Consider the following 25,713-nt stretch of genomic DNA (forward strand, 5'->3'; position numbering starts at 1 on the left):
CACGCAAAGATTAAAAAACGCAAAGGGCGCTGAGATTAAAACTCTGCGCCTTTTGCGTTTTATCCGCGCGGCGTCCGCTTTTTTGCTTTGCGTGAAACCTTTACATCCTATCCCGGAATCTAACCGCAAATTGAAAGCCAATCCATCCATAGTTTTTCTTGGTATGATCAGGTTTTCCTCCAAGCCAAAATGTTGACAGAAGTTTCCGGGTATCATAGGAGGTTCCTAATTCATTCCCAGTTAATAAATTTAAAGAAGGCCCAAAGGCGACAGAGAAGCGTTTTCCGGTTTTTCTCTCAATACCCGTAGTAAGTCGGAATAATCCTGCGGCATTGTGACTTTTTAAACTTACTTTATCGAGCGCAACCGCGTTGGCTGTGATATCTGCATTAAACATCCAGCCACGTCCCAATTTAACCGCTGTTCCAAATCCGTAACCAATACTTCCAAATGGTTTATTAGCTATTTTCCAATTGAAACCCAAAGTGAAAACATTGTAAAATGAACTCATCCCCGTTTTAAACGTGGTATTGAAGTAATTAAATTCGTCTGTTGAAATTTCATATCTGCGGTAACCGTTTTTTCGGATGTAGTTAAAAATGCCTATTGAAGCTGTCGCCGAGGAATCAGCATAGTTTACAACGCTAAATTGATGTCCGCTTTTGACCGTCCTGGCGAAATTGTAGGCTCCTGAAATTTGCCAGCCACGTAAATCTCCCAGCATCACATTTCCTATACCGGCCCATTGGACGCCTTTAAAATTACCCGCAGTAAAGTTTAATAATGTAGAATATTGCAGTCCTCTGACATTTCCCATCACCACGTTAAGAGCGGATGCGTACTGAAAACCCGTAACATTATTGCCAACGAAATTGCCAATTCCAGCGAGTTGGACACCTTTTACATGTCCGCGGTCTGCATTAAATAATCCGCCAATTTCCAGCTTATTAGTTCCTAACGAATAACCGGCAAAAACGTTGAATGAAAAATCATTTACAACGTTTCCGCTAAGTTCGCGATTAGTACTGATAAAAGGCAGGATCGATGATTGAACCGGCCGGTATAAAGTATCCGTGATATTTTTGGTATTAATAGCTTGTTTCGCAGAGGCAAAAGCGCTGCTAAAATCTTTTCGGACACGCTGATAGGTAGTTCTTAATTTACTTTGAAAACGAAGAGAATCGGTTTCTATAATGGTATCAGACGACACATAAGTTGTTGTTGTATATTCAAACTGAGGGATTTCTATCTTTGGGCTATTGAGTGTGTCGGATTTGGTAATGATATTCAGCTTTCGGAATGACAGCGCTTTAAGTGTATCGGGATTTAATAATATTGGTAAATAAGTATTTTTCCGGTTTGATATGACCACCGATTTTCCAATGTATTGATCTTTCCGGACTTCCAGGCGTACGGATGACGGGGTTGTTGGTAAACGAATGCGGTAATATCCGTATTGATTACTAATGGTAGAAGCCAACGTAACAGGCTCATAAATACTGGCATTAGCTAATTTTTCGCCAGTTTTTTTATTGATGATATATCCGTTCAAATTGAAATTGAGTGGATTCCCTTCTTCCTTTTTTGTATTTTTAAGTAAGATAATATACCTGTGCCGTTCTCTGAAAATAACTTTCCCCTTAAATAATTCATTCAGGATTTCTCGCACACTTTGATTTGCAGCATTAACAGAAACCCGGCTTTTGATTTCAAGAATATCAGGATTGTAGGAAAAACTAAATCCGCCGAGATTTTCAATTTGTCTTAAAACGTTATCCAGCGGCTGATTGGTAACCCGGATAGAAATACGCTTTTCCAATAATTCCTGAGCCTGAACCTGCGGGGAAAACGAGATTAGGGAACAAATAAAAAACAGGGAGAATATATAGTAAATTCTTTTCAAGGCATCCGGAATTAGTTTCGGTTAGAAAGGCAGCCCTTACTGGCAACCGCTTCCTTCCAGCCAATATGTTTTTCCCTCTTTCCTCAAATGCAATTCCAGTGTTTCGGCAATTACCGACAAGGTGGTATCAAGCGGTTCTTTCTGGAAACTGATCGTTAATCTGCACTGGGCAAGTTTTTGGTTCGACAGGCGAATATCCGAGTGATATCCTTCCCTTAATGTATTTACAACATCTCCCAGATTTGTAGAATTGAAATCATAAACCTGCGTTTTGTAACTCATAATGTTAGCATCGGCACGCATACTTTTCAGTGTATCATTCAGCACTTCCGCGCTTTCTCCTTTTGTGAGTTCAATTTTTTTGTTGTTTTTAGAAACCCTCACTTTCCCGGTTTTTACATCCACCCTGACAAGTTCTTTTTTGTAGGCTTTAACATTAAACGAAGTACCCAAAACCCGGACCATAGTTCCATTCGCATCGATTACAAAGGGGTGAGAGGCGTCTGGCTTTACATCGAAAAATGCCTCACCTTTTAATGCGACAGAACGAATATCTCCCGAAAAATTTTCAGGATAGCTTATTGATGAATTGTAATTTAAAAATACCCTGGTTCCATCCGGTAAAGTGGTTTCGCCAGTATTATTGGTTGTAGCAATCTGAATTTGTTCAGGCGTATCACTTTGTGTTTTAAATATAAACCAGCCGAAAGCCAGGATCGTAACAGAGACAGCAGCTGCGATCCATACCGGGAAGGAGAACTTTTTGTTTACCGGTAATTCTCTTGTGATTGTTTCCTGTTTTAAATCCGGAAGGTTTTCAGGTGCAGGATTTTTTGCCTTCATTTGCATGCGGATTTTATCCCAGGCGGCATCTGTATCGACCGTAATATGATTGCTGCTTAACTCTGAAGTTTTCTCCCAAATTAATTCAAAATCAGCAAGTTGTTTCTTGTTTTCGGGAGCGCTGTCCAACCAGTTTTTTACCTCTGCAATTTCCTGTTCATTAGCAGTTTCGGCCAGGAAGCGTGCTAACAGCTCATCCGAAATGTTGTCATGAGAATTGTTCATGGTTACGGTTGGATTAACTGTTGATGTAAAAAATAAACAAGCAAAAGTAAAGAAGGCAGATAATCGGCCAGTTCTGTACGTAAAATTCTGAGTGCTTTACCGATCTGGTTTTCAACTGTTTTTATTGAAATATTCAGCTGATCAGCAATTTCCTGATATTTCAGTTCGTCAAACCGGCTCATGCGAAATGCTTTCTGGCATTGCTCGGGCAATTTGCGTATCGCTTTTTCAATACGTTCGGAAAGCTCGTCAGCATGAATAACTTCGGTTACCGATTCATACGACTGCGGCAAATAATTTACTGAATATTCCCGATAAGCGTCTTTCACGGCCGCATGTTTAAAGCGGTTCAGACAGTGATTATGGACGGCGCGGTATAAGTATGATTTTAAAGAAAGTGTAATTTCCAGGTCTTCTCTTTTTTCCCAAATTGTGATAAAAACGGTTTGTACAATTTCTTCCGCATCCTCGGCATCTTTCAGCAAAGAACTCGCATAATTGCATAAACGCTGATAATAGAAACGGAAAGTCCGCTCGAAAGCAGCCTCATCTCCGCGTCTTATAGCTTGAACAATTTCCGGATCAGAAGTTTGCACAGTTTTCCTCTTTTGTTTTTCGGCCAAAAGTAGATAATCTCTTTCGATTATAAAATCCGGATTGAGAAGAGCGGTTGCTGCCACAGTTAAAGTTTCTTTTAACGATGACAAGCGGGATCTGTTTTACCCCTATGAGAGATAAATATTTTTATTGAATAGGGGGAAAGTCAAAGTGTATTGTCTTAATCTAAAAGCGGAATACTAATCGTTTTCCGTAATCTGTTAGCCATGAAATTTTTATTTGATCATACCATATTTGGCACGCGCTGCTTTTTTTGACATGCCGTCAAAGTGCCACCATTCCGTGGTATTAACGGTAAAGCCGGCCTTAACCATCGCTTTTCGCAGAATATTGCGGTTCGCGATTTGTTTTGAAGTAAGTTTTCCCTGTGTTAACATTTCCTGTTCGGAACGGGGATAGGCGAGGGGACCAAAGAAGTCATAGGGAGTTCCCATGTCCAGTGGTTTTCCATTTTGATCTACAACAGTAAGATCGATGGCGCAACCGAAATTATGATTTGAACCGATTTTAGGATCGGCCACGTATTGGGTTTTTGAGCGTGCGGGAATTTTGAGATCATCCAATGCGTCCCAAAGTTTGTATTGGGCAGAATTCGGGCGCGCGGCATCATAAACAAGTAACTGATAGCCCGGATTTTCACGCTGGATAAAAATGCTGGCCTGGGAAAGTCTTTTAGCCATTTCGGGCTGAAGATACGCGTGAGTCAGTTCTCCGTAAACATTCTTTTTCATGAAGTTATCCGGAGTTGCGTATTTGAGCTCAACCAGGATTTCAGGGTTTACAGTCTGAATGTTCACTAATCCCTGATCGAGTATTTTTTGTTCAACAGGTGAAATTTTATCTGACTGTTTTTTTTGAGCTGAAACTGAAAATGGAATTGAAAAAATAAAAATGCCCAAAAGAACTTTGTAAACCTGCATAAACCTCAATCCGGTGTAATTGTTAATTAAAAAATCCTCCGTGAAAATGGAGGATTTTTTAATATTAATATCTTTTTATTTTGACTTTTGATAAGCCTCCGTCAAAACTAATCATGATTTTTTTCGTCGCTTTGTCGAAGCCCGGAGAGCGGTAAAGTTTGTCATTAATCTTTTCCAGATCGTCAAAAGAAGTCAAATTCAGCGCACCATCCAGTTTAATTTCGCAACCCACAGTTTTTGGAATTTCCAGTCCAAGAGAAGCAACACCAGCATCGATTTTAACATTTGAATTATCAAGTTTATCTCCCAAACGAATATCCAGATCAGCGACTCCGGTACTAACTTTCAGATTTTCAACTTTATAATTACTCAAATCAAAATTTCCGCTTCCGGCACCCAGGCCTAAATCTATTGTCCAGATTGGTTTTATATTAAGTTCAATATCAGCTTTATTGCTCAATTCACCTTTGTGAATTTTAACATTTCCATCTTCCATTTTCAGGTTAACCGTTGCCGAGTTTGCAAGTTTGTTGATGGAAGTATTTGATAAGAAACCTAAAACCGAAGAACGCGTATCAGCTTCGAAAAGCTTATCAGTATTTCCCTTTACCGTAAAAGAACCGGCACCGCCTTCCAGATTGAAATTTGCTTTCTGGATAAAGTCCTCCATTTCATACTGGTAGGAGTTGTTTACCGGTTTTTTGTAGCTGCCTTCTTCTTGTCTGTTACTGTCTTCCTCGTAGTCGCTGTCTTTATCGTCGTCATTATCACCCTCATCATCGTCGTCGTCGTTATCATCATCATGATCCCAATCATTGTCATGATCATTCCAGTTGAAATTCCAGTTGTCGCGGTGACGGTCAAAAACACGACCGGTACGACTTGTCAAGCCACCGAAAACTGCAATTACAATCAGTAGCCCCACCAATCCTCTGGCAGCTGTATATTTATTCGTCAGGATCAGTAAAATACCAGCCAAAATAAGCAGCACAGGCCAGTAAGGTAATATAGCATCCCAGTGAAAGAAAAAGATATCAAGCTTTCGTAGAAGCCAGAAGATACCAATAATGATGAGCATTCCACCCCAGAAAATACTTCTTGAATTTTTCATGGCAATTAAATATTTGAGTGGTTAGTGTCGGAGTTTATATAATTTCTGAGCAGTAATAATGCTCCTGAAATGATCAGAATAATAGGCCAGAAAAAACCTTTGAAATCAAAACCGGTAAGTTCTTCAACGAGAAACAAAGTTCCCATGATAATGAGGATGATACCCCAGAAAATATTTTTAAAGTTCATGGCTGAAATGGTTGAGCGTGGAAAATGGAAAGCGGCCGCCGCGCGGTTGAAAGTTTAGCCGTAGCAGAGCTACGGCTTTATTCAGAATCTCTTCAATTAAATTTTCCTAGTTCACTTTTATGATATCATCGTCTCCATTTTCCTTTGGATTGTTTGGATCCTGTGGGAATGTATTGGGCGGTGTGGATTCTGTTGTTCCAAATGGCGTATATGGCTGCGGATCAGGAGTCGGTGTATATGGTTCCGGCTCGATCGGTTCTGTCGGCGGTGGCGTTGTCGGATAAACAGTTGTATTTGCTTCATGTTCCTTATCTCTCTGACGAAGAATAAGAAATGCGCCCACAATAATTAAAGCTACCGGCCAGAAATATGGTTTAATTTCATACCAGATCGGAAAATCATCAACCAGCATAAAAATACCAAAAAGTACCAGCGCGCCACCAAGAATTTTGACAGTTTGGTCGGAACGTCTTTTGTCGGCCTCCGGATCGTGTGGTTTGTTTGCTATGGTATCAAAGTTATGAGCATCCGCAGTTCCGGTAGGAAGTACTGCCCATAAAATAATGTACAGAATCCCTGTCCATCCAAAACTCGGAGGAATCGGCAGGAACAACATCACTACGAATAAAACACGAACGATTACTACATCTATTTGTAAGTATTGAGCAATACCGGAAGCAACTCCTCCAAATACGGCCTGATCAGGTATGCGGTGCAATTTCTTTTCCATTTCGTTGTTTACGTTTATGTTGTAATCAAAGGTAGTGGGTTATACAAGATACTGCAAGCAGGAAGTTTATTATCGGTTAGTAATCGTGTTAAATGGTAATTTTAAATGATTTCTGACAATCTGATTTTAATTTTTACCAAATTTCATGATTTTATCAATGATGCTGAGGAATATAAGGCGATAGAATTCGGTTATTCTTCTTCCAGAGCTTCAAGAATATCCATCATACTGCCAAAATCTTTATAGCCAGGTCTTATTTCTTCACTTCCGCGCAGGGCAATACCAATTTCGGGAAAAGTTTCGGTTAATTTATTAACAGTAATTTCATCATCCAACCCGAAACCGATCAAAATCGGATATTCTTTTACAAGCTGGGAAAGTGCGTTATTCCAGTCCTGATTCAGATCTGTGTTGGCGTCACTTTCCAAAAGAAAATAAGCAACTGTATCACCGTAGCGGCTGAAAATCGAGAAAATATCGTCCGTATCATAAGTATCCACGCTGACACGAAGTATCAGCGGCAAACTTAATTCACTTTGTAAATAAGTTAAAAGCCCTGGTGATTCAACCTGAACAAAATGTACCGGATAATCAGCCAACGCCTTTAACAGCAATTCCGGATCAGTCTGACTTGTTTCAGCAACCAGCTGTACACCAGCCAACCAGGAACAAATCTCTTCGAATTTTTTTGGAGATATATAATTTGGAGAATCTTCATCTATGGAAAAACCAAGCATTTCCACGCCCATACCAGCACAATAACGGGCGTCGGACAAGTTGGTAACGTTGCTGATTTTTACGGTTCTGCTAAGCATGTTGATGGTATTTATTCTAAATATTTGTGATGCAAAGATAATTCATCATGAGGATTATCTTGTTAACAAATTACTTTTTGAGTGAGTGGACTTGAAATTGATGGCTAAAGCCTGGCTCGCTCTGAGGCTTGGCTACCCAAGGTTGAAACCTTGGGTTAGTGATTTGGCTGGGGAAATATCTTGTTTTCGTTTTGATTTTGTGTTGAAGTTGATGGCTAAGGCCTGGCTCACTCTGATGCCTGGCTACCCAAGGTTAAAACCTTGGGTTAGTGATTTGGCTGGGGAAATATCTTGTTTTCGTTTTGATTTTGTGTTGAAGTTGATGGCTAAAGCCTGGCTCACTCTGAGGCTTGGCTACCCAAGGTTAAAACCTTGGGTTAGTGAATTGGCTGAGGAAATATTTATTTTCGGTTTTGATTTCAGGTTAAAGTTGATGGCTAAAGCCTGGCTTTGCTCGTAGTTCTGGTTACCCAAGGTTTCAACCTTGGGTGGGCGAGGAGCAACAATCTTTCCGGCTTTAGCCAAAGCCTGATACCTCAAATATCTACAAACAAAAAAGCTGCCAGGGATAAAATCTCCGGCAGCTCCTAAAAATTTTTCAATCATTACTTAACCGAAAACTTATATTCCGTTGACGTTTTATAAGTTTCTCCCGGCTTCAATTCCGTAGTCGGAAACTGTGGCTGATTTGGTGAATCAGGATAATGCTCCGTTTCCAGACACAGACCGTAGCGTTTTGCATAAGTTGCGCCTTTTCCAGTCAATTTTCCATCAAGGAAATTCCCTGTGTAAAATTGAACAGCAGGTTCAGTTGTGTAAACTTCCATAAAACGGCCGCTTTCCGGATCTTTTACAGTGGCGAAAAGAGCGAAACTTTTATCGGCGCCGCTGATCACCCAGCAATGATCGTATCCGCCGCCATTTTTAATTTGCTCATCAGCAACATCATTGATTCTTTTTCCTACCAATGTAGGCTCGTTAAAATCAAATGGCGTTCCTTTTACAGCTCTTAATTTTCCTGTTGGAATCAAAGTTGCATTTACCGGAACCATGCTGTCTGATTTGATATAAACCTCATGATTTAAAATATCACGTTTCAGACCAGTCAAATTGAAATAAGAGTGGTTTGTAAGGTTAATAACTGTATTTTTATCAGTAGTCGCTTCGTAATCAATGCGCAATCCGTTATCGTTTGAAAGTGTATAAGTCACTTTCACATTTAATGTTCCAGGATAGCCTTCTTCTCCGTCTTTACTTACATACTTCAATTCAAGACCAACAAGTGAGTCTTTTTTGATCTCAGTAGCATCCCAAAGTTTTTTGTTAAAACCCTGAATACCGCCATGTAAGGAATTTGGACCGTTGTTAATTGGCAACTTATATGTTTTGCCGTCCAACGTAAATTTCCCATTGGCAATGCGGTTTCCATAACGACCAACGAGCGCACCGAAAAACGGATTTTCTCCGATATACGGTGCTAATGAGTCAAAGCCCAATACTACATCTTCCCACTTTCCACTCTTATCTTTCGCTGTTAATTCAGTAATAATACCACCGAAATTGGTGATTTTTACTGTCATTCCGTTGGCATTTTTCAGCGTGTAAAGATCCGCTTTTTTACCATCGGGAAGGTCTCCGAATACTTCTTTCGAAATCGTACTGGTCATTGTTTTACTTTCGTTTTCGTTTTCCTTTTCCTTTTTTGTTTTTGAGCAGCTCATCAGACCAATGCCAATCAGCGCAGCGAATATAAGTGATCGTTTTTTCATGGGGTATTTTCCGGAATTATTAAGGTTAAGCGTTTAATACAATTTCCTCGGTTCCATCAGTGATCTGCACCCGATAGCACGGCAATTTTATTTGAAATTTATCGTCATAAGCTTTCTTCATTTTTGCTTCAAAAGCTTCAACAGCGTCTTTTTTTACCAGATTGATCGTGCAGCCGCCAAAGCCTCCACCCATCATCCGCGCTCCGATTACAGACGGATCGTCCGATGTCTGATCTACCAAAAAGTCAAGTTCGTCGCAGCTTACTTCATATTCATGTTGAAGTCCCTGGTGCGTTTCATACATTTTTTTGCCAAAACTGATAAGATCACCAGCCGTCAGGAAATCACAGGCAACCTGGACGCGTTCAATTTCCTCTGTCATGTATTTACAACGACGATAAACGACATCACTCATTTCGTCCTTATGCGCTTCTATTAATGCTGGCGTAGCATCACGCAGACTTTTGATTTCAGGATGATGTTTTTGCAAAATCACAACGCCCATTTCACATTCCAGACGACGGGTGTTATATTCTGAACTTGCAAGGGAATGTTCAACCAGCGTATTACAAAGCACAAGCATGTACTCATCCATTGGAAAAGGGAAATATTCGTATTCCAGTGAGCGGCAATCCAGACGGATCACAGCTTCTTTTTTCCCAAAACCGGAAGCAAACTGATCCATAATTCCACACTGAACGCCAACATATTCGTTCTCCGCTTTTTGAGACATTTTTACAATAGAAAACCTGTCAAGTCCTAAATTGAAAACTTCATTCAGCGCAAATAGTAAACAACATTCCAAAGCAGCAGAAGAAGACATTCCGGCTCCCTGAGGTACGTCCCCGCCAAAAGCAGCCTGAAATCCACCAATATTTAAGTTGTTTTTATAGATCTGCTCAATGATACCTAATTGAAAATAAGTCCATTTCTGATCTGGTTTTGAAATATCATCAACCTGAAAAGTGTAGGTTTCATTTAAATCAACCGCATAGAGAACAACCTGATTATCGGTTCGTGGAGAAATGGCGAAATAGACAGCCTTGTCTACGCTGGCCGGCAGTACAAATCCATTGTTATAATCGGTATGTTCTCCGATCAGATTAATTCTTCCCGGTGAGCGAAATAGTCTGAAATTTTCTGTGCCGGCATTATCACCAAAATGCTCAATATATTTTTCACGGATACGTTCTGCCGTGCTCAATTCTGTACTTGTCATTTATTTTTTTGTTTGAATTATCAACCAGCTATTGGCATGATAATCGTTTTTTTTATGCTTTTAATATCCTTTTGCAAGGTTAATTTCATTGATCGGTGAACCGCCACCTTCTATCGTCATCATATTGTTAAGGAATAAGTCCACTTTCCCGACATGTTCATCCGCATGTCCGCCACCGGTATGCTGACTCAAAATAACGTTTTCCATTTTCCACAATGGATTATCATTCGGAATCGGTTCAACTTCGGTAACATCCAAAACGGCTCCGTCGAGATGTTTTAAATTAAGCGCTTCAATAAGTGCCTTCTCATCGGTTGTACTTCCACGACCAACACTCGCATAAACACTGCCTTTTTTCATTGCCTGAAACATAGCCTGATCAGCAAAATTAGCGGCAGATCCAGGTAGAGTATTAATTACCAGATCAGTATTTGGTAAAACATTCAGCAAATCTTCTTTGGAGTGAAGATCTGCTTCTGGTGAAGTTCTGGCCATTAAATGCAGCGTACAGCCAAATCCTTGTAATAAAAGTTTAACCGTACTGCCAATTGTTCCTGCACCAAGTATCACAACTTCCTGTCCCGAAAGCAGACGTAATTCAGCTCTTAATGGCGTTCCAACCCATTCTGTTTTTTCTTTTAATAATGTAAGTTTGTCAAGGCCGCGATAAAGTGCCAGCACGCCACCAACGATCGATTCAGCACATGGACGCGCGAACCAGTCGCCCATATTGGCCACTTTCGTTTGCCCGTTTAATCTTACCGAAGCATATTGATCAAAACCGGCAGAATCAAGCTGCCAGAATTTCAAATTATTTAAAGGTTCAGAAAACCAGTCCAGTGGTGGGTTTCCCAGAATATAATCGGCTTCATAAAACAAATTTTGTGCTTCTGTTTTCGATTGCGTGTCAGATTGAAAATGAATTGTATATTTTTCCGAAAGGGCCTCTGTTAATCTGTTTCGCAGTGCTTCGTCAAAATTTGAATGACAGTATATGATCATTGTGTTTTATTTTAAGAGAGAAAAATTCCCGTTTTTACCTGTAAATTTTAAAATTATCTTTTCAACAATTTATAACATGCCGGGAATGATTTATAATTAATCGTTAAAGCTACATTAAGAAAGGTAACGGACAAACTGCATTTTATTCATTCAAGTGAAATCTTACAATCGTGCCAGAATTTTCTTTCCCCTTGATCGGTATGCTGCCGTTTCATATTCCATATTTTCCTCAATAATAATACGAAGTTCATTTTTGATTTCCGGGTATATTTTTGAAAGATTGAAAAGTACTGTCAGCGCAAAAGCCTTGATTGCAATGGCAGTTTCCCGTTTTTGAAGAAAATGAAAACAAGCATCCATGACTTCGCCATGAAATTCTTCTGGTATTATCAAATCTTCCAGAATACGTAAACTGTTTCTGATCACTGCATTGTGTACATCGTTTCTTTTCAGTTGATCCACCAGGACCCTGATATAAGGCTGAACAATTTCCGGCTTTTTCTGAGCCGCCCAACTTACACTCCAAGCCGCCCGCTGCGCAACACGAATATCGTTTGATAAAAAGCATTTGATAAGTTCTTTGAAATTTTTATCAGAAGAAACCGCGAATTCAGTGATTTTTAGTGCGTGTTTTTTGAAGTGGATTTGTTGTTTTAAAAGTTCTTCCCGGATGTTCATGAGTTTTGGTTATCCAAGGTTTTATAAACAGATTGAAATGTTGATTTAAAATCAATTTGTGGATAAAGTTATGTCACCCCGTTGGGGTTGGGAAATGGGTATACCCAGCTCCTTTCTACAATAATGTCATCCCTTCGGGATTTCGAATATTCCACAATCCCGAAGGGATGATATTATCATAGCAAAGCCGTTTGACAACTATGGCGTAACCCTGAAAGTGTGACATAACCTACGCGAATAATTGATTTTAAATCATGATTATTCCTATTAATTCAAATTGAAACAAACATAAACTACACTACAAATCTCTATTGAAAAAATCCCGCCAAAACAACTTTCTTCTGGTCCTTAATCAAATCAACCTCCAATGTTTTCGTACCCAATTTTAATTTTTGTTTCCCCGAATTCCCTGAAACTAATGATACCGAAACCAACTTTCCATTTTTCCATTGTTCGTCAACCGTAACATTTCCACGCGCTTTCAAACCTTTTATTTCGCCGGTTAGCCATGAATCTGGTAAGGCGGGTAATAATTCAATGACACCAGCTTGTGATTGCAAAAGCATTTCAGCGATCCCAGCCGTTGAGCCCATATTTCCATCCAATTGAAAAGGCGGATGGGCACATAGTAAATTTGAATAAGATCCGCCTCCATTCATCATATTTTCTGTTTTGTCACCAACCGGACGAAGGATTCTTTTGAACAATGAATAGGCGCGATTTCCATCCTGCAATCTGGCCCAGAAATTCACCTTCCAGGCAAGCGACCAACCGGTTCCTTCATCCCCACGCGCATCCAATGTTACTCGGGCGGCTTTGGCAAATTCTGGTGTGGCAGTCGGGGAAATCTGGCGTCCGGGGTGCAAGGCGAAAAGATGTGAAACGTGACGATGTTTATCCGTTGAATCGTCAACATCTTCATTCCATTCCTGCAATTGTCCCCACTTACCAATTTGCGGTGGCTGGATCTGATCTCTTACTTTTTGCGCTTCACTGGCAAAATCTGCATCTGTTTTTAAAACTTTACTGGCAAGAATGGTATTGGAGAGTACATCCCAGGCAATCTGATGGTCCATGGATGCGCCGGTAGAAATTCCGCCGTGTTCAGGAGAATAGGAAGGCGACGAAACCAGAAAGCCGCTTTTCCCTTTGGTCAGATAATCGATCCAGAATAACGAAGCTTCCTTCATGATCGGATAAGCTGTATTTTTTAGATAATTAACATCGTTGGTAAAAGCGTAATGTTCCCAAAGATGCTGACTTAGCCAACCTGCGCCTCCCGGATAAAATCCCCATGGAAAACTCCAACCGGGAGAAGTAAATCCATAAGCATTCAGCATCGTATTCACTGTCCAGCCACGGGTGCCGAAAAATTCTTTGGCTGCCAATTTTCCAGGCTCAACAATTGATTTGGTGAAATCGGATAATGGAAGATAACATTCTGATAAATTCGTAACTTCCGCCGGCCAGTACAACATTTGCATGTTGATATTGGTGTGATAATCATTTGCCCAAGGCGGATTTGTACTGTCATTCCATTTCCCCTGTAAGCTCATCGGCATAGTGCCCGGGCGCGTGGAAGAAATCATCAGATACCGTCCGTATTGAAAATACAAAACTTCAAAAACTGGATCAGGCGTACCCTTGAAATAAGCAATTTGTCTTTTGTCGGTTGGAAGTGAATTTGCTTTGTCAGTACCAAGATTTAGAGAAACGCGGTCGAACAAGTTTTTGTAATCCTTTTGCTGTTCTGCTTGAAGTACGATTTCATTTTTACCAATAACCGCAGTAATAACTTGCTGATTTATTCTCTTATAATCGTTGCCTTTATAATTCGGAAATTGATAAGTGTAATCGGTAGCTGCGGTATGGATCAGCGTAATTTTTCTGGCATTTTTTACAGTGACAATTCCGCCTTCATAACTTATTTTTCCATCCGTATCAATCCGATAAGTCGTTTCAAATTCCTGTTTGTTATCTTTCAAACTTCCGCCGAAAATGTACTGGTTCTTTTCAAATTTCTCATATTCTTTTTTGTGTGGCGTAGTAAAACGGATAGAATACGTTTCAGCCGAGGTTGATTTGAAATTGTAAACCATCACTCTTGAAGGATAATTTCCAAAGTAAGTCCGTTCGAATTTTTCTTTTCCAACTTCATAGTTAACTTTTCCTGTCGCGGTCGAAATATCCAATTCTCGACGATAATTTTTTACTTCGCCGGTATGGGAAACGCTGACATACAGATCTCCCATCGTCTGCTGGGCACCGAAATCACTTGAAGGCGTATTTCCCTTTTTTTCGTGGATAATGCCAGTCATTTCTGCGCTGGCAAGTTTATCCGCTTCTTCCAGTTTTCCCTGAGCGAGTAGCTCTCTTACTTTTGGAAGCGTTTTGTAAGCATCTTTCCTTAATCCGAAATTATATTCATCATTGGCACCTTTGCCTCCTGCCCACAAACTCCCTTCTGAAAATTGCAGTCTTTCTTCCGCCGGATCGCCAAAAAACATAACACCCAGATATCCGTTTCCGATCGGTAATGCCTGCGTCATCCAGTCGGTTGCGGGAGCGTCATACCAGAGTTTCAACACCTTTTGCTTTTCTGTTTTTTGAGAAAAAACAGAAAATGAAATCTGGGAAAACAAAATGACGAGCAGAAAAGGTCTTGAATAAGGAAATAACATAAATAAGGATTTTAGGAATTTGTAGCACAAAGTAAATAAAAAGCCCCACGCAAATGCGCAGGGCCAGTATAATATTCCTGATATCAATCGAAATTATTTGATCTCGCCAACCATTTCTTCCGGTTTAACCCAGGCGTCAAATTCCTCAGGCGTAACATAACCCAAAGCAACGGCGGTTTCTTTCAAAGTTGTACCGTTTTTATGCGCAGTCTGAGCGATTTCGGCAGCTTTGTAATAACCGATTTTTGTGTTCAGAGATGTTACCAACATCAATGAGTTGTTCACATGTTTTTTGATGTTTTCATGCAATGGTTCGATACCGACTGCACAATTATCATTAAATGAAACGCAAACGTCACCGATTAAACGTGCAGAATGAAGGAAATTGTAAGCCATTAAAGGTTTGAAAACGTTCAATTCAAAATGTCCGTTTGAGCCTCCGATGCTGATCGCTACGTCATTTCCCATAACCTGCGCCGCTACCATTGTCATCGCTTCGCATTGCGTTGGATTTACTTTTCCCGGCATGATCGAACTTCCCGGTTCGTTGTCCGGAATATGGATTTCACCGATTCCTGAACGTGGTCCGGAAGACAACATACGGATATCATTTCCGATTTTCATTAAACTTACTGCAACAGTTTTCAAAGCACCGTGCGCTTCCACGATCGCATCATGAGCAGCCAAGGCTTCGAATTTATTTTCAGCTGTGATGAAAGGCAGACCCGTTAAAAGTGCAATATGTTTGGCAACATTTTCAGAATAACCTTCCGGCGTATTGATACCAGTTCCAACCGCAGTTCCACCCAAAGCAAGTTCAGAAAGGTGAGAAAGTGTATGGTAAATGGCGCGTAAACCGTGATCTAATTGAGAAGCATAACCACCAAATTCCTGTCCAAGTGTTAAAGGCGTAGCATCCATAAAGTGAGTACGGCCGATTTTCACAACATGTTTGAAAGCTTCTGCTTTTGCTTTCAGCGTGTCACGTAATTTGGTGATTCCAGGAATCGTAACGTCAACCAGAATTTTATAAGCTGCAATATGCATTGCAGTCGGGAAAGTATCGTTTGACGATTGTGATTTGTTCACATCATCATTTGGATGTAAAAACTTAGTTTTATCAGCCAGATCGCCGCCTTGCAAAACGTGTCCGCGGTAGGCGATAACTTCATTGCAATTCATGTTTGACTGCGTGCCTGAACCTGTTTGCCAAACCACCAACGGGAATTGATCTTCCAGTCCGCCTGTCAATATTTCATCACAAACTTTTCCTATAAGATCACTTTTTTCTTGTGGAAGTACACCTGCTTCTGCATTTGTAATGGCAGCCGCTTTTTTCAAATAAGCAAATGCTCTGATAATTTCTTTCGGCATTTTATTGATGTCCTGCGCAATCGGGAAGTTCTGGATAGAGCGTTGCGTTTGAGCGCCCCAATATACATGAGCAGGTACCTGCACTTCGCCCATGGTGTCTTTTTCTATGCGGTATTCCATTTTATAACGGTAATATTAATGTAAAATGAATGAATCAGATTTGGATGGTAAAGTTAGGGTTGGATGCTGAGTTTTTAGTATTTTTTTGTGGATAAATGTTTTGGAAAGGAAATAATACAGACTCGATGATCTAGAATTGATTAAGTTGCTTTCTCAATAAAAACAGTTTAAATTGGTAACTATATTGTAAATACTTAAATACCAGAGCAAGCAGCCATGACACACACAATCAATATAGAAACAAAAGATGAAAAGGATTTTAAGCTAATGAAGGGACTAGCAAATCGGCTTGGTTTACCAGTCGCTGAAAGACATACGGAGGAGCTCTTGATGACGTAAGAAGATTCTTTATTGAAACTTTTTGGAAGTTGGGAAAGTGATGAATCCGGTGATGAGCTGGCTGCAATAATCCATTCTGCCCGAAATGATAATCCCCGTGATATTCAGTTATGAGTCTTTATTTGCTTGATACAAATATTTGTATTCACTTTCTTAAAGGACAATGTGGCCTAGCAGAAAAAATAAAAAATGTTGGCTCATCGTCTTGCTATATCTCAGAAATCACTATTGCAGAATTGTTATTTGGTGTTGCGAATAGTTCAGAGTCTCAAAGACAGAAAAATCGAAAGAATGCTCAGGAATTTTTAAATCTTTTTCCGGGCGACTATCCTTATTGGTGATTGTTTTTATGAATATGCACGGCAGAAATCAAGTTTAGGAAGAATTGACCGAAGCGTTGGAGAGTTTGATTTGTTAATTGGGGCCACTGCCATTGTGAATGATTTAATATTGGTCACCAGAAACACAAAAGATTTATTAATCTAAATGAAATTAAGCTTGAAAACTGGATTGATGGTTGAAACGGTTTTTACCGCAAATACTTAATAGTAAGATAAAATATCATTTTAGTAGATCGTATTTCATTACCAAAATGATATTTTTATAAACAACTGATTTTCAATTTATTTAAGCGAAATAATCTGGCTATACTTTTCGCTTTTTTCATTATTCGCCCCGATCACCGCATAGATTTCATACTTTCCATCAGGAATATTACTACCTATTTTATAACCTAAAAAGGCGACGAAGCCATTAAAAATTCCATAGGCGTCTCCGGAATAATTCAGTGTATATTCCTTTCTTGAATCCACATCAACAAGGATCAGGTCATTTTTATTTGGAAATGCACCTGTCCTTTGAATGTAGGCAAGCAAATTTTCGTCTCTTGAAATTTCCTGCGTAGATTCAAAATAATCAAGGAAATAGCCCTGATTGCTACGAAATGATTTATATAAAGAAGGCTGGCTTACAATCTTTAAAACCGGTTGATTGCTGTGATTGCGTATATAAAAATTATCATCTCCCATGTACTTCAAAACTCCGGTTTCATAATCGGTCGCTTTGATTATTGTCCCATTTTCCAAATAAATTGCCTTGTAATTACCCGTTAGAATATCTGAAGGAAGATTTCCTGATAATGTACCTGCGTCTTTGAAAGTCAGTGGAATTGTGCGATCCTCAATAAAATCATTTTTAATAATCAATTCATATTTGGCAGTTTTTGAAATGTTATAACCTGAAACTTCAAAGTACTTGTCTTCTGGTAACATGTTCCAGGATCCTGGGCGAAGCTGTAATTTTCCTGCCTGAACGGCAATTTGATTTGACAAAATTTCTTTTTTCATTCCCCATTCTATTTCCGCCTTGTATTGGCCCGGAATAACTGTGGCTGGAAAGGTAAATTTGAAATTTTTTACTCCGTTCACATCAGATTGGATACCATAAATCTTGGACGAAACCAGACCAGTGATTTTGTCTGTAAGAATAATTGCCGGCTCAGAAATAACTTTCCCACTGTCACTGACCGTTTGTGACGTGCTTTTGAAAACAATCGGTACGGTAATACTGGCATCCTGTTCAATCGTAATTTTATAGTCTTTTACAGGCTCAGTTAATTGAATTGGATGAAAAGGAACTACGCAAATCGCATAAGACCTCGCACCTATTGTTACACTTTCAAGTTGCAGACTTAATTTTTTATCTTCAAAATTGAAACCGTTAAGCAGCTCTGACTTCGTGGTATATTCTTTTGCCAGCCTGATATCTGGTTTGATAAAATTACCTCCGGCATAATTTTCTGGTAAATTGACCACAATGACATCTTTTCCAACAACAATATTCTTTTCATCAACTCCGGGAACAGAAAACGAAATGACATCAATTTCTTTAACGACATTAACCGGATTGACATCTTTTTTCTCCTTACATTGAACAAAACACAACGCAAAGGATAAGGCGAGGTAAAGTGATTTTTTCATTTTAACGCTGATAGATGAGTAAAGTGAGTAATGAAATTTTCAAGCGAGGCAAAGTCATTTACAAGTTACAAAATCTCACTTTGCCACTGCGAATTTTTTCTTGAAATCAGATAATTTATCTTTTTCAAATTTCATTTTTTAAGCTTTTCACTTAATTGACTTGTTCAGACACATCTGGTCGGTTACGCTATTATCTTTGTAACGTTCTTTGTGAACGCCCGTCAATCGGGGTAATGGTTTTCGCTTTTGGTTCCCTCAGCCATACTAGCAGAAATTAAAAAGGAACCGTGTGAAATTCACGGGCAGTCGTGCTACTGTAAGTGCCGTCCTGAACAATCAGGAAAGTTTTTACCCTCGCGACCCATTGTCATATTTTATGATGAGAAGGGCGGTAAAAATGGTACAAGCCAGGAGACTTGCCTTTACCCTCAATGGCCATTCCCTCACGTCTGGGGTTTTGTCACGCATTGATTTTACAAATGTATTGCTGTCAGTCAATTATCTTCAAATTTATTTTCGAAGATATGTTTGATCAATTTTGTATCTGACAATTTTGATCAATATCTGATAACAAAACGTACTGATATGGTAGCCGCCACAGCGGTTAGTGAAATAGTGAATGATTTGATCAGCGAGGTTAATGAAATGATCGGATTCTTTGAAAGTCAAGCCTCCGGGCAGGATTCACTTTCAACTCTCAACTATACACTTTGAACTAAATCAGGACGGGTAGGGCATTCCAAAGGGTTTTTATTAACTCTTTAACACATGTTTTATGTTGTCACACAATTTGGGCTATCCTCGTGTAGGAAGCCAAAGAGAACTCAAAAAAGCCAGCGAACAATTCTGGGCTGGAAAAATTACCAAAGATGAATTGCAAAAAACCGGACGTGAAATCCGTCACCGCAACTGGCAGCTTCAAAATGAAGCGGGAATTGATTTAATTCCGTCAAACGACTTTTCATTGTACGATCAGGTTTTGGATACTTCCCTGATGGTTGGTGCAATTCCAGAACGTTATCAGCAATTAATCGACGGAAAATCCAACCGTGAACTGGATTTGTATTTTGCAATGGCACGTGGCGTTCAGCGCGACGAGCTGGATATTAAAGCGATGGAAATGACAAAATGGTTTGATACCAACTATCATTACATCGTACCAGAATTTGTGAAAAGTCAGGAATTCAACCGGTACTCAGATAAAGTTATTCTTGAATTTGAAGATGCGAAGCAAAAAGGAATTCTGACCAAACCTGTATTGGTTGGTCCGGTTACTTTTTTAGTATTGGGAAAAGAAAAGGAAGAGGGATTCAGCAGAATTTCTCTGTTGGAAAAACTGCTTCCTGTTTATATAGAAATTTTGAAAGAACTTGCAGAACGCGGTGCGGAATGGGTTCAGTTGGATGAACCATGTCTTGTTCTGGATTTGGGTAAGGAAGAACAGGAAGCACTGAAATTTGCTTATCAAAAAATTCAACAGTCTGTCCCGAATTTAAAAGTTTTGCTGGCTACTTATTTCGGAGCACTTAATACGAATCTTTCGCTCGCTGCAAATCTTTCAGTTGCTGCTTTGCATATTGATGTAACTCGTGGTGCTGAAAGTTTGCCTGAAATTTTACAAAATCAGGAATTTGTCAATTCCTCAAAACTGCTTTCAATAGGTATTGTTGATGGAAGAAATATCTGGAAAAACAATTACCAGGAATCACTTGATTTTATTCATCAGGCTTCAAATGTTTTAGGAGTTGACCGCATATTAGTTGCGCCATCTTCTTCCCTGTTGCACAGTCCGCATGACCTCGATCTGGAACATAACGAAGCGGTTTTAACGCCGGAAATTAAAAACTGGATGGCCTTTGCAAAACAAAAATTGCATGAGGTTTCTGTTTTGGCAAAACTGGCTGGTACCGATTATAAATCTGACGAAGCCTTTATAACAAACCAAAAAGCAATACAAAGTCGCCGTACTTCCGCATTGATCCATAAGCAGAATGTAAAAGATCGTGTCAATGCGATTAAAGAAATTGATTTTGAACGTGTGAGTCCCTTTCCAACACGCCAAAATATTCAATTGGAAAAACTGAAACTTCCACTTTTTCCATCCACAACCATCGGTTCTTTTCCGCAAACAGATGATGTTCGTCAATTGCGTGCGCGTCTAAAAAAAGGCACTTTATCTTTTGAAGAATACGAAAGCAGAATTGAAGAAGAGGTGATCAGCTCAATTCTCTGGCAGGAAGAGCTGGGTATCGATGTGCTTGTGCATGGAGAATTTGAGCGTAATGATATGGTGGAATATTTCGGAGAAAGACTTTCCGGATTTGTATTCACAGAAAATGGATGGGTGCAGAGTTATGGTAGCCGGTGCGTGAAGCCGCCGATTATTTTCGGAGATGTGGAACGTCCGGCACCGATGACAATCCGTTGGTCTGCTTTTGCTCAGGCAAATTCTGAAAAACTTGTAAAGGGAATGTTAACCGGTCCGGTTACTATTTTACAATGGTCATTTGTGCGCGACGATCAGCCAAGAAAAGATACCACTTTCCAGATTGGTCTGGCGATTCGTGATGAAGTGATTGATCTTGAAAAAGCTGGAATTAAAGTAATTCAGATTGATGAACCTGCCATCCGTGAAGGTTTGCCGCTGCGCAAATCTGATTGGAAAACGTATTTGAAATGGGCTGTGGATGCTTTTCGTTTAAGCGCTGCCGGTGTGGCCGATCAAACACAAATTCATACGCATATGTGTTACTCGGAATTCAACGATATCATTGATTCCATCGCTGCGATGGATGCCGATGTGATCACGATTGAAACTTCACGTTCGCAAATGGAATTGCTGGATGCATTTGCTGATTTCAATTATCCAAACGAAATCGGACCGGGTGTTTACGATATTCACTCGCCGCGCGTGCCGACTGTTGAGGAGATTATGACTTTGCTGGAAAATGCTTTGAACGTAATTCCGGCACGTAATCTTTGGGTAAATCCAGACTGCGGTTTGAAGACCAGAAAATGGCCTGAAACAGAAGCGGCCTTGCGAAATATGATTGCTGCGGCTAACTTGCTGCGCGAATCGGTCACAATTACCCAGTAATAAAACTATATCAATATTATATAGAATCTCCCGGTTATCTTTGATGCCGGGAGATTTCTTTTTTCAATAATTATGGATTTACAAGAAAGGATCAGACTGTCGGAAACCCGTGTTTTTAAAACTGTTTTTCCAAATAACACAAATCATTACGATACACTTTTTGGTGGAACGGCCTTGTCTATGATGGATGAAGTCGCTTTTATAGCAGCGACGCGTTTTACCCGTTTAAGATGCGTGACCGTTTCCTCAGACCGCATTGATTTTACGCATCCAATCCCGGCAGGCACTATCATCGAACTGGTGGGAACTGTTGTAGAAATTGGCAACACAAGTATGAAAGTAAGGGTTGATATTTTCGTAGAACAAATGTATGAACAGAAACGGGAGAAAGCTGTTTCGGGCATGTTTACATTTGTCGCTCTGGATGAGCACAATAAGCCGGTAAGGGTTTTGAGTAAAGAAGTTGAATAAATTCTAAAAAAAATGATCAAAAGTTAAATCTCAAAAGAAAAATTCTACGTATATATAGCATTGGCATAGAATTTGTACTAGATAAACGGTTTAATATCCTTGCCGATTTAACAGGAAATTAATTTAAGAATAATAATGCCTGATTGAAGTGACCGTTTAATAGATATAAACGTAGGTATAAAGATTTTATACGGAGCAACTAATTATTTATTGCCCAACTTTTTGCTATTTTGACCGCTACTTCGATCACACAGAATTGGTTAACTAATTGAGTTTAAATGAAAATTTTAGGAATTTCCGCCTTTTACCACGATTCAGCCGCAGCGCTTATTGAAAACGGGGAAATAATTTCAGCGGCACAGGAAGAAAGATTTACACGTAAAAAACATGATCCGGGTTTTCCATCCAATGCAGTCAGCTTTTGTCTTGAATACGGAGGTATTACTTTGAATGAATTAGATGCAATTGTTTTTTACGACAAACCACTATTGAAATTCGAAAGATTGCTTGAAACATACTACGCGTTTGCTCCAAAGGGTATAAGATCCTTTCTTACAGCGATGCCCGTCTGGATCAAGGAAAAAATGTTTTTGAAGCGTCTTATTAATGAAGAGCTTGTCAAACTTGGTTACGACAAAAAGAAACCGGTAAAGATTCTTTTCCCGGAACACCATCTTTCGCACGCAGCCAGTGCATATTATCCTTCACCATTTGAAAAATCAGCAATTCTGACAATCGACGGAGTTGGTGAATGGGCAACAGCCTCCATTTGTTTGGGTGAAGGAAAAGATATAACCAATTTAAAAGAGCTGCGATTCCCACATTCCTTAGGTTTACTTTATTCAGCATTTACCTATTTTCTTGGTTTTCGTGTCAATTCAGGAGAGTATAAATTGATGGGGCTTGCGCCTTACGGAAATCCCTCATCACCGGATATTGCCAGGTATGAGGAAATCATTCTTAAAGATTTAATTGATTTGAAGGAAGACGGTTCTGTTTGGCTAAATCAGGATTATTTTGATTATGCCACAGGACTAAAAATGGTGAATGAAGATAAGTGGGAAGCACTGTTCGGATTTAAAACCAGAAAACCGGAAGATGCGCTAGAATCGGTACATTGCAATTTAGGACTTGCGATTCAAAATGTTACAGAAGAGGCAGTAATCCGGATGGCAAAAGAAGCAAAACGTCTTACCGGTGCAGATTATCTTTGCATGGCGGGTGGAGTTGCCTTGAATTGCGTATCAAATGGGAAATTACAAAAAGCCAATATTTTCAAAGAAATATTTATCCAGCCAGCTGCTGGTGATGCAGGTGGAGCATTAGGAGCTGCGCAGGCAGCCTATCATATTTATTTTGGTCAGGAACGGAAAGTAACCTGGAAAGCGGATGCGATGAGAGGTTCCTATCTGGGTCCCACTTTTTCTGATCTTGAAGTAGAACTGACAGGGAAAAAATATAAGGCCGTTTCTACCTATCACGAAAATTTCAAAGACCTGGCTGATGCTACGGCCAAGTTACTATCCGAAGGAAATGTAGTAGGATGGGTGCAGGGACGCATGGAATTTGGTCCACGTGCATTGGGCGGAAGAAGTATTCTGGGTGATCCACGGAATGCTGAGATGCAGAAAAAATTGAATCTTAAAATAAAATACCGTGAATCTTTCCGTCCATTTGCACCTTCTGTGCTGGCCGAAGATTGCGCAGATTATTTTGATTATGACGGAACATCACCTTATATGTTACTGGTACATCCGGTGGCGGAAGGCCGCAGAAAACCTGTTCCGGCGAATTACGATTCAATGGATTTGCGTGAAAAACTATATTTTGAACGTTCAGATCTTCCTTCAATTACACATATTGACTATTCTGCAAGAATCCAGACAGTTCACAAGGAAACGAATCCTCGTTATTATGAACTGATCAATTCTTTCAAAGATCTTACGGGTTATGCCGTAGTTGTAAACACAAGCTTTAATGTTCGCGGCGAACCGATCGTTTGTACTCCAAATGATGCATATCGCTGTTTCATGCGAACGGAAATGGATTATTTAGTTGTCGGGAACCATATTTTTGATAAGAAGTTGCAGCCTGAGTGGATGGAAAAAGATAACTGGCAAGAGGAATTTGTTCTTGATTAAAATGAAAACAGCTATTTATTCATTCCGCTATCTGCAAAATTTATGACGTCAAAAATTGTTACGAGCCTGATCAGGATTGGTCTCCTGGGCATGTTATTCGTTTTTCTATTTTATCCTGAACATTTTCACGTAAAATTTGACTATCCGGGAGCACCGCAGAGTGATAACTGGTACATCCGCCTGACAAAAACTTTTTTCTGGCTTTTACTGATTATAGAGATCCTGCGTATATTTTATTACGGAGTTGTCAAAAGCAAATCGAAAAGTATTTTGGCCAACGTTGTTACACTGGTTGTCCCACTTTTGGTCACGCTTATTTTTCTGGAAATCATTTTCATGTTTGTACCCCAAAGTCATGAAGGTGTGCTTTCAAAAGCGTCACAGATATGGTGGGAAAAATATTGGAATCCCGTTAATACTTTGGGATATCACGATAAAGAAGTGGCAAAATCAACAGGAAAAAAAGAAATTCTTGTTATTGGCGATTCTTTTGCAGCCGGACACGGTTTGGAAAATGTTTCTGAACGTTTTTCAGATCAGTTGGAAGAAAAGCTTGGCAAATCTCAATATACAGTTTACAATCTCGGCGTTTCTGGTGCAGACACAAGAGATGAATATAAACGATTGAAAGAATTTCCTGTAAAACCTGATGTGATTATCCTTCAGTATTTCCCAAATGATATTGAAAAAGTAGGGAGAGAAAAAGGTTTGTCGCTGTCCGGAACCGCTCCTTATGCAGATTTGAAGGGACCGATGGCAAGTCTGGTAAAACGTTTTTATCTGCCAAACTTTATTTACTGGCAATTACCTCACGCCTCATTCAGCACATTCGAAAAGTTTGTACAGACTGCCTATACCGACACAACAATTTTGAATTCGCATTTGCAGGATCTGTCAAACATGATTGCTTACCGGGATAGTACCGGCGCAAAAATGTACGCCGTTTTTATCCCGTTTTTATTTCAACTGGATAAGAGCGCGTCTTACACCAAGCCTGTTGAAGATTATCTACGTTCAAAAGGCGTAACGGTTGTTCCGATCAATGACGGAATCGCCAAAATACCTGAGAAAGAACGTGTTGTTGGAAAAAATGATGGCCATGGCAGTAAAATACTGAATACGCTAATTGCAGACAGACTTTTTGATGTGATGAAAAAACCATAACATCAAATAAGATTTATTTTACCGAAATTTGTACGAACACATTACTGGATCTTGAAATTATAACCTAAAAGAAAATTAAAATGGATTTTTTAACAGACTTATTCGCATTTATGAAGGAGCGCAAGAAATGGTGGCTAGCTCCTGTTATCATTGTGTTATTATTAATTGGTGTGTTAATTGTAATTGGCGGTGGTTCAGCAGTTGCGCCGTTCATTTATACATTATTCTAGTTTTGAATAAAAGCCATCGGCATTTATGCTGATGGCTTTTATAATTGCTATGACTTTTTATCAGTAGGAAGTCAGATTATTATATCCCTTATATAA

23 protein-coding genes and 1 riboswitch are annotated in these 25,713 nt (G+C 39.6%); of the genes, 7 read left to right on the top strand and 16 right to left on the bottom strand.

Annotated elements, in window-relative coordinates; all coding sequences use genetic code 11:
* Positions 1 to 100: 100 nt before the first annotated feature.
* From IEE83_RS01315 to fumC, 15 genes are all read right to left on the bottom strand, one after another.
* Positions 101 to 1,903 carry a peptidase associated/transthyretin-like domain-containing protein gene (locus tag IEE83_RS01315; protein WP_228101625.1) on the bottom strand — a complete coding sequence of 601 codons (1,803 nt, stop codon included), beginning with the start codon at positions 1,901 to 1,903 and terminating at the stop codon, positions 101 to 103.
* A gap of 36 nt (positions 1,904 to 1,939) precedes the next feature.
* Positions 1,940 to 2,971, bottom strand: coding sequence for a FecR family protein (locus IEE83_RS01320; protein WP_194118843.1), 1,032 nt, complete (start codon positions 2,969 to 2,971; stop codon positions 1,940 to 1,942).
* A gap of 2 nt (positions 2,972 to 2,973) precedes the next feature.
* Positions 2,974 to 3,594, bottom strand: coding sequence for an RNA polymerase sigma-70 factor (locus IEE83_RS01325; protein WP_194123247.1), 621 nt, complete (start codon positions 3,592 to 3,594; stop codon positions 2,974 to 2,976).
* A gap of 210 nt (positions 3,595 to 3,804) precedes the next feature.
* Positions 3,805 to 4,509, bottom strand: coding sequence for a M15 family metallopeptidase (locus IEE83_RS01330; protein ID WP_194118844.1), 705 nt, complete (start codon positions 4,507 to 4,509; stop codon positions 3,805 to 3,807).
* 64 nt (positions 4,510 to 4,573) lie between these two features.
* On the bottom strand, positions 4,574 to 5,620 hold the full coding sequence (locus IEE83_RS01335; protein ID WP_194118845.1) for a toast rack family protein: 1,047 nt from the start codon (positions 5,618 to 5,620) through the stop codon (positions 4,574 to 4,576).
* Positions 5,621 to 5,625: 5 nt separating this feature from the next.
* The gene (locus IEE83_RS01340) at positions 5,626 to 5,808 is read right to left on the bottom strand and encodes a LiaI-LiaF-like domain-containing protein (RefSeq protein WP_194118846.1); all 183 of its coding nucleotides are present in this window, start codon (positions 5,806 to 5,808) and stop codon (positions 5,626 to 5,628) included.
* Between the two features lie 106 nt (positions 5,809 to 5,914).
* On the bottom strand, positions 5,915 to 6,538 hold the full coding sequence (locus IEE83_RS01345) for a PspC domain-containing protein (RefSeq protein WP_194118847.1): 624 nt from the start codon (positions 6,536 to 6,538) through the stop codon (positions 5,915 to 5,917).
* Between the two features lie 191 nt (positions 6,539 to 6,729).
* Positions 6,730 to 7,353, bottom strand: a complete 624-nt coding sequence (locus IEE83_RS01350) for a hypothetical protein (RefSeq protein ID WP_194118848.1) — start codon at positions 7,351 to 7,353, stop codon at positions 6,730 to 6,732.
* A gap of 354 nt (positions 7,354 to 7,707) precedes the next feature.
* Positions 7,708 to 7,959 (bottom strand): hypothetical protein, encoded by a 252-nt coding sequence (locus tag IEE83_RS01355; protein ID WP_194118849.1) that lies wholly within the window; start codon positions 7,957 to 7,959, stop codon positions 7,708 to 7,710.
* Positions 7,959 to 9,122, bottom strand: a complete 1,164-nt coding sequence (locus IEE83_RS01360; protein WP_194118850.1) for an aldose epimerase family protein — start codon at positions 9,120 to 9,122, stop codon at positions 7,959 to 7,961. The genes IEE83_RS01355 and IEE83_RS01360 overlap by 1 nt, the downstream gene beginning before the upstream one ends.
* Positions 9,123 to 9,147: 25 nt before the next feature.
* Positions 9,148 to 10,341, bottom strand: coding sequence for a galactokinase (locus IEE83_RS01365; protein ID WP_194118851.1), 1,194 nt, complete (start codon positions 10,339 to 10,341; stop codon positions 9,148 to 9,150).
* Between the two features lie 60 nt (positions 10,342 to 10,401).
* Positions 10,402 to 11,343, bottom strand: a complete 942-nt coding sequence (locus IEE83_RS01370) for a D-2-hydroxyacid dehydrogenase (protein WP_194118852.1) — start codon at positions 11,341 to 11,343, stop codon at positions 10,402 to 10,404.
* Positions 11,344 to 11,505: 162 nt separating this feature from the next.
* Positions 11,506 to 12,021 (bottom strand): HEAT-like fold family protein, encoded by a 516-nt coding sequence (locus tag IEE83_RS01375; protein WP_194118853.1) that lies wholly within the window; start codon positions 12,019 to 12,021, stop codon positions 11,506 to 11,508.
* 308 nt (positions 12,022 to 12,329) lie between these two features.
* Positions 12,330 to 14,702, bottom strand: a complete 2,373-nt coding sequence (locus IEE83_RS01380) for a glycoside hydrolase family 95 protein (RefSeq protein WP_194118854.1) — start codon at positions 14,700 to 14,702, stop codon at positions 12,330 to 12,332.
* A gap of 93 nt (positions 14,703 to 14,795) precedes the next feature.
* On the bottom strand, positions 14,796 to 16,196 hold the full coding sequence (fumC, locus tag IEE83_RS01385; protein ID WP_194118855.1) for a class II fumarate hydratase: 1,401 nt from the start codon (positions 16,194 to 16,196) through the stop codon (positions 14,796 to 14,798).
* A 449-nt stretch (positions 16,197 to 16,645) separates the two neighbouring features.
* Here fumC and IEE83_RS32785 point away from each other — a divergent pair, with 449 nt between their 5' ends.
* The gene (locus tag IEE83_RS32785) at positions 16,646 to 16,876 is read left to right on the top strand and encodes a PIN domain-containing protein (RefSeq protein WP_228101626.1); all 231 of its coding nucleotides are present in this window, start codon (positions 16,646 to 16,648) and stop codon (positions 16,874 to 16,876) included.
* A 282-nt stretch (positions 16,877 to 17,158) separates the two neighbouring features.
* Here the strand turns inward: IEE83_RS32785 and IEE83_RS01395 are convergent, their stop codons facing one another.
* On the bottom strand, positions 17,159 to 18,514 hold the full coding sequence (locus tag IEE83_RS01395) for a hypothetical protein (RefSeq protein ID WP_194118856.1): 1,356 nt from the start codon (positions 18,512 to 18,514) through the stop codon (positions 17,159 to 17,161).
* Positions 18,515 to 18,742: 228 nt separating this feature from the next.
* A riboswitch (cobalamin riboswitch) is annotated at positions 18,743 to 18,942 on the top strand.
* Between the two features lie 157 nt (positions 18,943 to 19,099).
* Between IEE83_RS01395 and IEE83_RS33240 the strand changes: the two genes are divergently transcribed.
* From IEE83_RS33240 to IEE83_RS32790, 6 genes are all read left to right on the top strand, one after another.
* Entirely contained in the window at positions 19,100 to 19,228 is a 129-nt protein-coding gene (locus tag IEE83_RS33240; RefSeq protein ID WP_262893214.1) for a hypothetical protein, read from the top strand.
* Positions 19,229 to 19,289: 61 nt separating this feature from the next.
* A complete protein-coding gene (gene metE / locus IEE83_RS01400; protein ID WP_194118857.1) occupies positions 19,290 to 21,611 on the top strand; it encodes a 5-methyltetrahydropteroyltriglutamate--homocysteine S-methyltransferase in 2,322 nt (773 codons plus the stop codon).
* 72 nt (positions 21,612 to 21,683) lie between these two features.
* The gene (locus tag IEE83_RS01405; RefSeq protein WP_194118858.1) at positions 21,684 to 22,082 is read left to right on the top strand and encodes an acyl-CoA thioesterase; all 399 of its coding nucleotides are present in this window, start codon (positions 21,684 to 21,686) and stop codon (positions 22,080 to 22,082) included.
* Positions 22,083 to 22,360: 278 nt separating this feature from the next.
* Positions 22,361 to 24,223, top strand: a complete 1,863-nt coding sequence (locus IEE83_RS01410) for a carbamoyltransferase family protein (RefSeq protein ID WP_194118859.1) — start codon at positions 22,361 to 22,363, stop codon at positions 24,221 to 24,223.
* 42 nt (positions 24,224 to 24,265) lie between these two features.
* Positions 24,266 to 25,387: an SGNH/GDSL hydrolase family protein gene (locus IEE83_RS01415; protein ID WP_194118860.1), complete on the top strand. Its 1,122-nt coding sequence runs from the start codon at positions 24,266 to 24,268 to the stop codon at positions 25,385 to 25,387.
* 80 nt (positions 25,388 to 25,467) lie between these two features.
* Positions 25,468 to 25,617, top strand: a complete 150-nt coding sequence (locus tag IEE83_RS32790; RefSeq protein WP_015812275.1) for a DUF5989 family protein — start codon at positions 25,468 to 25,470, stop codon at positions 25,615 to 25,617.
* Positions 25,618 to 25,713: the final 96 nt, after the last annotated feature.

Source organism: Dyadobacter subterraneus (assembly GCF_015221875.1).
Taxonomy (GTDB): Bacteria; Bacteroidota; Bacteroidia; order Cytophagales; family Spirosomataceae; genus Dyadobacter; species Dyadobacter subterraneus.